The sequence below is a fragment of the Actinobacillus capsulatus DSM 19761 genome, assembly GCF_000374285.1.
Taxonomy (GTDB): domain Bacteria; phylum Pseudomonadota; class Gammaproteobacteria; order Enterobacterales; family Pasteurellaceae; genus Actinobacillus; species Actinobacillus capsulatus.
The window spans coordinates 1-11,428 of the sequence record NZ_KB893939.1 but is presented as its reverse complement, the minus strand read 5'-3'; the positions used below and the strand labels follow the sequence as shown (position 1 = coordinate 11,428).

Here is an 11,428-nt window from a genome sequence, read left to right as displayed (position 1 = left end):
GGCAAGCGTGAATTTGCAGAAAAAGCTTCAAAATTCACCGCTTGTTTCTTATATTCGTCCATTCCGTGTTTTTTATGGTAACAAAAATGGCATTAATTGAATATCATCCTCCGCTTGAACCGTTTTTAACGGAGGTTTATCGTGATAATCATATTTTAGTGATTAATAAACCAAGCGGTTTGCTTTCCGTACCGGGCAATCGTCCGGAGTATTATGACAGTGCAATGACTCGTATACAGCAGAAATACGGCTTTACCGAACCTGCACACCGTTTGGATATGGCAACCAGCGGCATTCTGTTATTCGCTCTCAGTAAAGCGGCGGAGAAAGAGTTAAAGCGTCAATTTCGTGAACGAGAGCCGAAAAAGCATTATATCGCTTTGCTTTGGGGCAAATTAGGCGAAAAAGTCGGTGATACCGGCGAAATGAATTTTCCACTGATTTGTGACTGGGAAAATCGCCCTCGTCAGAAAATTTGCTACGAACGAGGCAAAAAGGCGATTACGCATTATGAAGTATTGGCACATTTACCGAATAATACCACTCGAGTGAAGCTTACCCCGATTACCGGTCGTTCACATCAGCTAAGAGTGCATTCGCTTGCGTTAGGACATCCAATTCTCGGTGATAAATTTTATGCTAACCCGTTAGCTAAAAGTTTAGCGCCTAGATTGTGTTTACATGCAGAAAGTTTAACCATTACGCACCCGATTACCGGCGAAGTGATGATTTTTAGTGCTACTGCAGAATTTTAAGTAAGTTTTTATTTAAATAACTTTGCTTTAGTGTAAATTAACGTTATTATGTAACTGTTTTAGGCAAGTTAGCCCTTGTCATGAAACAGGCTATCATCAGATGGCTTAGAAAATTTTATTCATTCCTAATATTGGCTAGTTCTTCGGAACTAGCTTTTTTGCTTTTAATGCTGAATATTAAGTTAGTGTATGTTTTTATTTTTTAATATAGGAATGTAAGAAAGTGTTTTTAAACTGAACATTGTTCAGTTATACATTTTGTTTAAGAAAATAAGTTTTTAAACGAAAGATGAAAAATAATTTATCTTTCGTTTAAAAATAGCTTGTAATTTATTTTATTTGGAATAAAATATATTTCGTAACTTCGGCAATACCACATAATTGCAGAGGGGACAGTCGTTAAATAACTAAGAAAATTTTATTCATTATATTATCTTATTGGCTAGGCTAATCACCTAGCCCTTTTTTTATTTTAAATTCTATTATTAATAAATAATTATTAAAATATTTCAAATTTATATTAAAATATATTATATAAATTTTATCTAGTTATTAATGTTATATAATATTCCCAATTGAAATATTGACCAGGGTCGATTTTTCTGCCGGGGGAAACGTCATTATGACCGACAATACGCTCAGGTGTGATGGCCGGATACGCCGCTATAATTTCCTTGGTTAGACCTGCGAGTGATTGATACTGCTGTTCTGTAAAAGGCTGGTTGTTACTCCCTTCTAATTCAATACCTATTGAATATTCATTACATTTATCTCGTCCGTTAAATTCGGATAATCCTGCATGCCATGCCATATCATTAAAATTCACATATTGGGTAATTCCCCCCTTGCGATTAATTAAACAATGTGCAGAAACACGTAGATCTTTTATTTCTTCAAAATAAGGATGAATGGTCGGATCTAGATTTCCTTGAAAAAATTGGTCGATAAAATTACTACCGAATTCTTCCGGTGGTAGACTAATATAATGAATCACGAGGAGTGAAATATCATTTTCTTTAGGTCTTTGATTAAAATGAGGGGATGGAACTTGTCGTTGGTGAATTAATTTTCCGTTTTGAATAGTAAGATTCATATTCTGCCTTATGTTTATTCTGGTGTTAAGCGTGATGAAATGGAAGCGTGAAAAAATTATTGAACAATAGTTCATGAAAATATTGTTTTCACATAAAATGTTACGCAACGTAATGTAAAATTACGATGACATTTCTGTGTTTCTATGTTATTCCGTGTTAAAATTGATGAATTAACTTATTGAAATAAAGAGAGAATTATGCTTAGTTATCGACATAGTTTCCACGCAGGTAACCACGCCGATGTAGTGAAACATATTGTTCAACTTTTGATTTTACAATCATTAAAACAGAAAGATAAAGGCTTTCTTTATCTTGATACTCATTCCGGTGTTGGGCGTTATAGTTTATTGAGTGCAGAGTCGGAGAAAACCGGAGAGTACTTAGAGGGCGTAGCCCGTTTATGGGAGCGTACAGATTTACCGGAAGAAGTGGCTTTATACATTAACGAACTGAAAAAAATTAATAAAGGCGATAAATTACGTTACTACGCTGGTTCGCCGTTATTGGCGGTTAACCAGTTACGTCCGCAGGATCGTGCAATTTTAACTGAGTTACATCCGAACGATTTTCCGTTGTTACGTCAAGAATTTGCTAAGAAAGAGAATGTAGTGGCTAAGCGTGAAAACGGGTTTCAGCAATTAAAATCGGCATTACCGCCGAAAGAACGTCGCGGTTTTGTCTTAATCGATCCGCCATATGAATTAAAAGAAGATTATGAGTTGGTAGTGAAAGCGATTGAGGAAGGCTATAAACGTTTTGTAACAGGTATTTATGCGATTTGGTATCCAGTTGTATTACGTCAGCATACTAAACGTATTATGCGTGGTTTAGCTGATACCGGTATCCGCAAAATTTTACAAATTGAATTAGCAGTGCGTCCGGATTCGGATCAACGTGGTATGACCGCAAGCGGTATGATTGTAATTAACCCGCCTTGGCAATTAGAAAGTCAGATGAAAAAAGTGCTGCCGTATCTTGCAGAAGTTTTAGTTCCTGAAAGAACTGCTTCGTGGACAGTGAGTTGGATCACGCCGGAATAATTTGAGTAGCCACAGATAACATAAATAAACGGAAGTTTCCGTGAAAATCCGTGTTATCTGTGGTTTTTTTATATAAGGAAACAACATGGAACAATATAAACACGATTTTATTGAATTTGCATTAGGCCGTAATGTTTTAAAATTCGGTGAATTTACTCTGAAATCAGGTAGAAAAAGCCCTTACTTTTTTAATGCGGGCTTATTCAACACTGGCAGAGATCTTGCCAAACTCGGTGAGTTTTACGCGCAAGCGATCCAAACAAGCGGTCTGAATTTTGATGTACTTTTCGGACCCGCTTATAAAGGTATCCCAATTGCAACCACGGTTGCAGTTGCGTTAGTAAATCAATTTAATGTGGATAAACCTTGCTGCTTTAACCGTAAAGAAGCGAAAGATCACGGCGAGGGCGGTAATCTTATCGGTTCGCCACTGAAAGGCAGAATTTTATTAGTTGATGATGTGATTACCGCCGGCACGGCAATTCGTGAATCAATGGAAATCATCAATGCCAACAAGGCGGAATTAGCCGGTGTATTGATTGCCTTAAATCGTAAAGAAAAAGGCAAAGGCGAGCTTTCTGCGATTCAGGAGGTGGAGCGTGATTATGGTTGCCAAGTTTTTTCAATTGTTGATTTTGATGATTTAATTCAATTTATTGAAAAATCTGAACAATATGCGCCATATTTAACTTCGATGTGCGCTTATCGCAAGCAGTATGGTGTGTAAATGTTGAAATTAATTATGAATTAATTTCATGAAAAATCGAAAAATTTTCACATTAATTTGAGTCATTTTCCTTGAGTAACATATGTCGTTCGCTTAGGATAATGGCAAAGCACAACATTAATGGAGTACCCTAATTATGATAGCAAAAAATTTGCCTTTTCATGCAGATACAGTAGGTTCATACTTAAGAACGGATGCGTGGAAAAAAGCACATGCGGATTACAAAGCCAGCAAAATTTCGCTTGAAGCGCGTGACGCAATTGTTGAAGAAGAAGTAAAAAAATTAGTCCAAGAGCAGTTAGACGCGGGCATTCAAGTGGTAACAGACGGCGAATTCCATCGCTCTTGGTGGCATATTGATTTCTTAGAGAACTTAAACGGTATTGAAGGTTATGTGCCTGAAAAAGCTTACGCATTTAAAGGTGTAGAAGTGCGTCCTTATAACACTCGTTGTTGCGGTAAAGTATCTTGGAATCCAAACCACCCATTCCTTGAACATTTCAAAAAATTTAATGCGATTGTCGCAGGCAGAGCAGTAGCAAAATTCACCATTCCAAGTCCGAACCAATTAATGTATCCGGCACAATGGGATCACGGTATCTACGCAACCCGTGAAGAATTTGCTAAAGATGTTCAGCAAGCTTATAAAGAGGCGATTAAGGCATTCTATGATGCAGGTTGCCGTTATTTACAAATTGATGACGTGTATTGGGGATCGCTCTGCAACAACTATCAACAACCGACCTTTGAAGCGGATAAAGCGCAAGCGGTTGCGAATATTCAAGCGATTTTAGCGGATAAACCGGCAGATTTAACTGTTACCACTCACGTTTGCCGTGGTAACTATAAATCGTCTTATTTATTAGAAGGCGCTTATGACCCAATCGCAGACGGCTTATTCGGTCAAACCAATTATGACGGTTACTTCTTAGAGTATGATGATGAACGTTCAGGTGGTTTTGAACCATTAAAACATTTTGCGAACAATAAAGGCCGTGTAGTGTTAGGTTTAGTGAGCTCAAAATTCCCGGAATTAGAAGACAAAGAAGCGATTAAGGCACGTATTGCCGAAGCGGCGAAATATGTACCGCTTGAGCAACTTTGTTTAAGTCCGCAATGTGGTTTCGCTTCAACTGAAGAGGGCAATGTGATGACTGAAGCGCAGCAATGGGCGAAAGTACGTCACGTGGAAGAAATTGCGAAAGAAGTGTGGGGCGAAGATTAATTCTTTATTTGCAACTTTTTAAGTAAAAATGGCCGCTTGTTAGATATGCAAGCGGTCATTTTTTATGATTTTTTTGCAAGTTATACCCAGCCAAGCTGGCGTAAGATCAGCAAACCAAAACTAGAAGTAAACATTGAGCCAACAGTGGTAATACCGATTAAATTAGCCGTAGAAACAGCATCGCCGCCGTAATTACGAATCATCGCATAAGTGGCGGCGGCAGTCGGTGCCGAAGTGCTAAGAAAGACGATACCGAGTTCCATTGGTGATAAGTCAAATACCCATTTACCTAAACTGAATAGGAAAACAGGGGCGACGAATAAGCGAATGCTCGCAGAAAGTAAAACTAAACGGTTAGTTGTACTGTCTTCGCCCTTTTTAAATTTGCGTAGCTGTTTAAAATCAATACTTGCGCCGGTACAAATGAGCGCAAGTGGCAAGGTGAGCCCGCCAATAGCTTGCCCGGTTTTAAGTAATGGGGTAGGTAATTCCAGTTTGAGTTCGTTGAAGATAAGCCCAAGTACCAAACCAATAATCAATGGATTTTTCAAAATGGAAATAAATAATTTGCAGAGCTTAGGTTTGCCGTCACTAAATGCTTTAGTCAGAGTGATAACTGCTAATGTATTGAATAAAATCACAGAGACAGCCACGTAAATCGAAGCAGAGGCCACCGCCTCGTTGCCATAAGCATTCATAATCAATGCCAAACCAAGAATTGCAATGTTGCTACGGAATGTCCCTTGAGTGAAAACGGCACGAAACGGTTTGTCTGCAATATATTTCCCAACCCACCATTCGGCAACAAGGTAGATTGTCAGTGTGCCGATAATCGCGGTCAGAATTAGCGGAATATTTGCCGCATAATTTAATTCGCCTTTTTGCATATTCAAAAAGAGCAAGGTAGGAATCGCAAAATTAAACAGACTTTTCGATGCCATATTACAAAAATGATCATCAATATATTTTTTGCGGCGCAACAATATACCGGCAAACATTAATAGAATGGTCGGCAAAGTCGTGCTAACACTGAATTGAAGAGCTTCTAAGAACATAGAGATTCCTCGCTAAAACAAACAAGCGGTTAAATTTGCAAAATTTTTTACAAATTTAACCGCTTTGCAATTAAAGCCCTGCTTTAAGACTGGCTTCAATAAATTTGTCTAAGTCACCGTCAAGTACCGCTTGGGTATTGCGATTTTCAACGCCGGTACGCAAATCTTTGATACGAGAGTCATCTAATACGTATGAACGAATTTGGCTGCCCCAGCCGATATCCGATTTACTTTCTTCCATCGCTTGTTTTTCCGCATTCTTCTTCATCATTTCCATCTCGTATAATTTCGCTTTCAGCTGCTTCATACATTGATCTTTGTTTTGGTGTTGCGAACGACCGTTCTGACATTGCACCACAATACCGGATGGAATATGAGTAATACGCACCGCCGATTCGGTTTTATTGACGTGCTGACCACCCGCACCGGACGCACGGTATACATCAATACGTAAATCCGCCGGATTGATCTCGATATCAATATCGTCATCAATTTCCGGATAAACGAAGGCAGCCGCAAATGAAGTATGGCGGCGGTTATTCGAATCAAATGGCGATTTACGCACCAAACGGTGAATACCGGTTTCAGTACGTAGCCAACCGAACGCATATTCACCGGTGATTTTCACGGTAGCTGATTTTAAACCGGCAACATCACCATCCGACACCTCGATTAACTCGGTTTTAAAGCCTTTGCTTTCCGCCCAACGTAAATACATACGCAGTAACATTTCCGTCCAGTCTTGTGCTTCCGTACCGCCTGAGCCGGCTTGTAAATCGACATAACAATCAGCCGCATCGTGCTGACCGCTAAACATTCGTTGGAATTCAAGTTTCGCTAATTTTTCTTCTAATTCGTTTGCTTCAGCTTGTGCTTCGTTAAATGTATCCTCGTCTTCCGCTTCTACGGCTAATTCGATTAAGCCTTCAACATCTTCCACACCTTGATCTAGCGTACGAATGGTATTGACCACCATTTCTAACGCCGAGCGTTCTTTACCTAACGCTTGGGCTTTTTCCGGCGTATTCCAAATTTCCGGTTGTTCTAATTCGGCATTGACTTCTTCTAAACGCTCGACTTTGGCATCAAAGTCAAAGATACCCCCGAAGTACGTTAGTACGCTCGGTTAAATCGGCTAATTGAGTTTTAATTGGATTCAGTTCAAACATTATTTTTCCCTCTTTTAAAATTGACCGAGAATTATAGCGCAAGCGGTCATTTTTTTGGGGATTTTTGCAAAAAATTGCGCAGATTTGGCCGCTTGTTATTCTTTCTTCAACATATGCATAATCAATCTAATTAAAGTTTCTTTCTGTTTCGGATCGGATTCGGCAACTAATAACGTGAGAGCAGCAAGTCCGGTATCATTAATAATCGGGATATTATTTTGCTTAGACAGACGTTGATTTCTATGCAGAAAATCGACGAATAAGAAAGCACCACTTCGTTTATTGCCATCTGCAAACGGGTGATTTTTTACAATGAAATAGAGTAAATGAGCCGCTTTTGCTTCGTACTCGGATAAGCTGGTTCACCGAATACAGTTTGTTCAAGATTGCCTAAAATGGAGGATAGCCCGTTATCACGCTCAAGCCCGAATAAATTTGACGCTTCACCTCAAACCATTAATTGTCGTTTTAATTCTCTTAATGCTAGCTTCGCTTGTTGAATAGTCGGTAATTGCCCTCCGGCTTGAACTTTGGGTTCGATTAGCAAACCCTCATTATATTGTTGCAACCATAAAAACGTATGAGTATAACGGCTGACAATATCAACCAAACCTCGCCCGCTTTCGATTGTTAGTTCTGAAGAATTTGCTGTTTTTTGAATTAAAGCTAAGGCTTGTTCTAATTCATAGGCATTTTGTCGCAAACGTTTTTGATTAATGGCGTAGTCTTTCGTTAAATAATCTGTTAAACGAGTGGTCGCCCAAATGCGAAATTGAGTAGCAGCTCGGGACTTAATTCGATAGCCAACAGAGATTATGGCATCTAAATTGTAATGTTTAACTTGGCGTTTAACTTGTCTTTTCCCTTCTTGTCGAACTATTAAGAAATCCTTAATAGTTCGATTTTCATTAAGTTCTCTTTCTTCAAAAATGTTCTATAAGTGAATATTTATGTTATTGATAGTTGTTTCAAAAATCTTCGCCATTTGAGCTTGCGAAAGCCAAACGGTTTCATTTTCAAAATAAACTTCAACTTGAGTTGAACCGTCTTTTGCTTGGTAAATTTCTATGGGGTTAGTCATAATTTTCTCCTTTTTATTGATTTAATTACCTTAGCGGAATAAGAGGAGAAATATTCGAGCAGTTTTGCGATGTAGATCGAAGATTTACAAAAAATTGGCACGGGAACAGGAGAGGGCAATTATTCACTTTGGCTGAATATCTGCCTTCTCTTTTAGATTTTTGCAAAAAATTGCTCAAATCTGACCGCTTGTTGGCGTACAATAGCGACATCCTGAGATAGATTACGAGGTATAACATGGCGGAAGAACCGATTCGTTTGACGCAATACAGTCACGGTGCGGGTTGAGGCTGTAAAATTTCTCCTAAGGTGTTAGGGACAATTTTACAAAGTCAGCTGGAAAAATTTGTTGATCCGAATTTATTAGTGGGTAATGAGACCGCCGATGATGCCGCTGTGTATGACATCGGTAATGGCGTTGGTATTATCAGTACCACAGACTTTTTTATGCCGATTGTGGACGAACCGTTTGATTTTGGACGTATTGCCGCAGCAAATGCGTTGAGTGATGTGTTTGCGATGGGCGGTAAGCCGATTATGGCGATTGCGATTTTGGGTTTCCCGATAAATAAATTACCGGCAGAAGTCGCACAAAAAATTGTGGAAGGCGGACGTTTTGCTTGTCAGCAGGCCGGTATTGCTTTAGCCGGCGGTCATTCGATTGATTCGCCTGAGCCGATTTTCGGGCTAGCGGTGACCGGTATGGTGAGTACCGAACAGGTGAAAAAGAATGCTTCGGCAGAAGTCGGTTGCGAGCTGTTTTTAACTAAACCACTCGGTATCGGTGTGCTGACAACTGCTGAGAAAAAAGGTTTATTAAAAGTGGAACATCAGAATTTAGCGCGTGATGTGATGTGTCAGATCAATTTGATTGGCGCACAATTTTCACAATTAGCAGATGTGACGGCAATGACGGATGTAACCGGCTTTGGCTTATTGGGGCATTTAAGTGAAATCTGCCAAGGTTCGAATGTACGTGCCGAAGTGAATTTTGCTGAAATCCATACGCTTGACGGTGTGAAAGAGTATATTGCTCAAGGTGCTGTACCGGGCGGAACGAACCGTAACTTTGATAGCTATGGACATTTGATTTCTACGATGACCGATGAGCAAAAAGCAATTTTATGTGATCCACAAACTTCCGGCGGTTTGTTGATTGCGGTGCGTCCGCAAGCGGTCGAAAATGTGCGACAAATTGCAAAACAGGCAGATGTGCCTTTATTTAGGGTTGGGTGTTTACTTGATGCGGACAATACAAAGTCGTTAATTGAGGTTATTTAAGCGGAAAAGCGAGGAGTGAATATGCATAAACCAAATATCACCTTAGCCTGTGTGGTGCATTGCAAAGGTAAATTCTTATTTGTGGAAGAAATTGAATACGGTAAGCGTACCTTAAACCAACCGGCAGGACATTTAGAAGCAAATGAAACATTGTTGGAAGGGGCAAGTAGAGAGTTATTTGAAGAAACAGGGATTCGTGCTGAGATTCAACGTTTAATCAAAATTTATCAATGGCACGCTCCTCGTTCGCAAGCCGATTATTTACGTTTTGTATTTGCAGTTGAGTTGGATGATTTTGTGCCGATTTCGCCGCAAGATAGCGATATTACTCAAGGCTTTTGGTTGAGTTTAGAGGAATTTAAGTATTTTATTCAGCAAGAAGGTCAATGTGAACGTAATCCGTTAGTTAGCCAGTCAATCGAAGATTATTTGAGCGGTGAAAGCTATCCGCTTGATGTGTTGCGTGTGTTCGAATAAGAGGTGGGGATGGTCGAGCAATTTCAATTTGATGTGGTTATTGTCGGTGGGGCGGTGACCGGTTCTGTGTTGGCATTGGCGTTAAGCAGCTTGTCGCAGCATAAAATGCGGATTGCGATCGTTGAAAAACAGTTGCATGATTATACGCAACAAGGCGGTTTTGATGCACGTAGCATTGCATTAGCACAAGGCAGTTTGCAAAAATTTGCCCAAATTCGACCGCTTGTTGGTGGGGAACTTGCCGAACAAATTCAGCAAATTGCAACGCCAATCCAGCAGATTCAGGTGTCGGATCTCGGACATTTCGGTAAAACGACATTAAAAGCGAGCGAACTGAATTTAGCACAATTAGGCGTAGTGGTTGAGCTTGCCAAATTAGGCAAAAATCTGACCGCTTGTATTGAGCGACAGCCGAATATCCGTTGCTTTTGCCCGAATCAAATTGCTCATTTCGAACGTTCACAAACTGAGGTTTTGCTCACGTTACAAAACGGCGAACATATTAGAACACAGCTGATAATTGCTGCAGATGGGATTCAATCCCACATTGCTCAGCAGTGTGGTGTTGAAACAGAGCTATTGAAGGATTATCAACAATCTGCATTGATTGCGAATGTCGAAATCAGCGAACCGCATCAAGGACAGGCTTTTGAACGTTTTACGACACAAGGTCCATTAGCATTATTGCCGTTAAGTGATAATCGAATGTCATTAGTGTGGTGCGTGAAACAAGTTGAAGATTTGATGGAGCTTTCCGATGATGAATTTCTTTCACAATTACAGCAGCAATTCGGTTGGAAATTAGGACGATTTTTGCGAGTCAGCAAGCGATTTGTTTACCCGCTCACTTCGCAAAAAGCACAGTCGCATATTCATCATCGCTTGGCGATTGTAGGTAATGCCGCGCAGTTGTTGCACCCGGTTGCGGGACAGGGCTTTAATCTTGGAATGCGAGATCTGTTTACCCTCACACAACTATTAGCCAAAGCCTTTGCGCAAGGTAAAGATTTAGGCGAGTTCGTATTGCTTAATCAATTTGAACAATTGAGAAAGCAAGATCAAGCAGAGATTATTTCTCTAACAAGCGGTTTGATTTCACTGTTTTCTTGCGATTTATTACCGCTACTAGCGGTCAGAAATTTAGGATTATTTGCTATTTCTCATAGCAAGTTATTGCGAGAAAATATTGCGAATAAAGCGTTAGGCTGGCAATAAAAGTAAAAGGACGCATTATGATCTGACCCCAAAAAGTTAGACGGTTTAATTTAAGGACTGAGTTCTCTGTATTGTACAGGACTGAGTCCTTTTAATTTAACTTGAATACGCTCATTGTTGTAATAATGAATGTACTCATGAATCACTTTTCAAGCTGTTCGAAGGTTTCAAATCGCTTATCAAAGTAACATTCCGTCTTCAGCCGCCCAAAGAAACTTTCCATTGCTCCATTATCCAAGCAATTCCCTTTTCTCGACATACTTTGTCTAATATGATGTTTCTTCAGCATTTCTTGATAGCCTGCCATCTG

The 11,428-nt window shown here is 39.7% G+C and carries 10 protein-coding genes and 2 pseudogenes; 7 read left to right on the top strand and 5 right to left on the bottom strand.

The genetic code is table 11. The annotated features are described in order from the left end of the window. The first annotated feature begins 86 nt into the window (after positions 1-86). Positions 87-755: a bifunctional tRNA pseudouridine(32) synthase/23S rRNA pseudouridine(746) synthase RluA gene (gene rluA / locus C228_RS0107455; RefSeq protein WP_018652034.1), complete on the top strand. Its 669-nt coding sequence runs from the start codon at positions 87-89 to the stop codon at positions 753-755. Between the two features lie 541 nt (positions 756-1,296). On the opposite strand, the gene ampD is transcribed toward rluA, so the two are convergent. Further along, positions 1,297-1,848: a 1,6-anhydro-N-acetylmuramyl-L-alanine amidase AmpD gene (gene ampD / locus C228_RS0107450; RefSeq protein WP_018652033.1), complete on the bottom strand. Its 552-nt coding sequence runs from the start codon at positions 1,846-1,848 to the stop codon at positions 1,297-1,299. Positions 1,849-2,046: 198 nt separating this feature from the next. On the opposite strand from ampD, the gene C228_RS0107445 reads away from it, so the two are divergent. From C228_RS0107445 to C228_RS0107435, 3 genes are all read left to right on the top strand, one after another. Then, positions 2,047-2,889 carry a 23S rRNA (adenine(2030)-N(6))-methyltransferase RlmJ gene (locus C228_RS0107445; RefSeq protein WP_018652032.1) on the top strand — a complete coding sequence of 281 codons (843 nt, stop codon included), beginning with the start codon at positions 2,047-2,049 and terminating at the stop codon, positions 2,887-2,889. Positions 2,890-2,974: 85 nt separating this feature from the next. Continuing rightward, positions 2,975-3,616, top strand: a complete 642-nt coding sequence (gene pyrE, locus C228_RS0107440) for an orotate phosphoribosyltransferase (RefSeq protein ID WP_018652031.1) — start codon at positions 2,975-2,977, stop codon at positions 3,614-3,616. Positions 3,617-3,752: 136 nt separating this feature from the next. After that, positions 3,753-4,841 (top strand): 5-methyltetrahydropteroyltriglutamate--homocysteine S-methyltransferase, encoded by a 1,089-nt coding sequence (locus C228_RS0107435; RefSeq protein WP_018652030.1) that lies wholly within the window; start codon positions 3,753-3,755, stop codon positions 4,839-4,841. 80 nt (positions 4,842-4,921) lie between these two features. Here the strand turns inward: C228_RS0107435 and C228_RS0107430 are convergent, their stop codons facing one another. The 3 genes and pseudogenes from C228_RS0107430 to C228_RS14825 all read right to left on the bottom strand — a co-directional run bounded on the left by C228_RS0107430 (position 4,922) and on the right by C228_RS14825 (position 8,146). Next, the gene (locus tag C228_RS0107430; protein WP_018652029.1) at positions 4,922-5,896 is read right to left on the bottom strand and encodes an AEC family transporter; all 975 of its coding nucleotides are present in this window, start codon (positions 5,894-5,896) and stop codon (positions 4,922-4,924) included. A gap of 70 nt (positions 5,897-5,966) precedes the next feature. Next, positions 5,967-7,065 (bottom strand): peptide chain release factor 2 gene (gene prfB / locus C228_RS0107425; RefSeq protein WP_100068066.1). Its coding sequence is split into 2 segments (ribosomal slippage): positions 5,967-6,989 and positions 6,991-7,065, totalling 1,098 coding nucleotides; the frame shifts between segments, so codons are not numbered across the junction. Positions 7,066-7,160: 95 nt separating this feature from the next. Beyond that, a pseudogene (locus C228_RS14825) lies at positions 7,161-8,146 on the bottom strand (virulence RhuM family protein/type II toxin-antitoxin system death-on-curing family toxin). Between the two features lie 236 nt (positions 8,147-8,382). Here C228_RS14825 and selD point away from each other — a divergent pair. The 3 genes from selD to ubiH are packed head-to-tail and all read left to right on the top strand — an operon-like array spanning position 8,383 to position 11,118. Then, positions 8,383-9,426, top strand: coding sequence for a selenide, water dikinase SelD (gene selD / locus C228_RS0107410; protein WP_081618474.1), 1,044 nt, complete (start codon positions 8,383-8,385; stop codon positions 9,424-9,426). 21 nt (positions 9,427-9,447) lie between these two features. Continuing rightward, positions 9,448-9,903: an NUDIX hydrolase gene (locus C228_RS0107405; protein WP_018652025.1), complete on the top strand. Its 456-nt coding sequence runs from the start codon at positions 9,448-9,450 to the stop codon at positions 9,901-9,903. A gap of 9 nt (positions 9,904-9,912) precedes the next feature. After that, positions 9,913-11,118 carry a 2-octaprenyl-6-methoxyphenyl hydroxylase gene (ubiH, locus tag C228_RS0107400; RefSeq protein WP_018652024.1) on the top strand — a complete coding sequence of 402 codons (1,206 nt, stop codon included), beginning with the start codon at positions 9,913-9,915 and terminating at the stop codon, positions 11,116-11,118. 50 nt (positions 11,119-11,168) lie between these two features. Here the strand turns inward: ubiH and C228_RS14340 are convergent. Next, a pseudogene (locus tag C228_RS14340) lies at positions 11,169-11,428 on the bottom strand (transposase); the annotation flags it as partial.

What these genes read in the sequence shown, in the direction of transcription:
- ampD (WP_018652033.1), bottom strand. Translation starts at nt 1,848, where the DNA reads ATGAATCTTACTATTCAAAACGGAAAATTAATTCACCAACGACAAGTT.
- C228_RS0107430 (WP_018652029.1), bottom strand. Translation starts at nt 5,896, where the DNA reads ATGTTCTTAGAAGCTCTTCAATTCAGTGTTAGCACGACTTTGCCGACC.
- rluA (WP_018652034.1), top strand. Translation starts at nt 87, where the DNA reads ATGGCATTAATTGAATATCATCCTCCGCTTGAACCGTTTTTAACGGAG.
- C228_RS0107405 (WP_018652025.1), top strand. Translation starts at nt 9,448, where the DNA reads ATGCATAAACCAAATATCACCTTAGCCTGTGTGGTGCATTGCAAAGGT.
- pyrE (WP_018652031.1), top strand. Translation starts at nt 2,975, where the DNA reads ATGGAACAATATAAACACGATTTTATTGAATTTGCATTAGGCCGTAAT.
- C228_RS0107445 (WP_018652032.1), top strand. Translation starts at nt 2,047, where the DNA reads ATGCTTAGTTATCGACATAGTTTCCACGCAGGTAACCACGCCGATGTA.
- ubiH (WP_018652024.1), top strand. Translation starts at nt 9,913, where the DNA reads ATGGTCGAGCAATTTCAATTTGATGTGGTTATTGTCGGTGGGGCGGTG.
- C228_RS0107435 (WP_018652030.1), top strand. Translation starts at nt 3,753, where the DNA reads ATGATAGCAAAAAATTTGCCTTTTCATGCAGATACAGTAGGTTCATAC.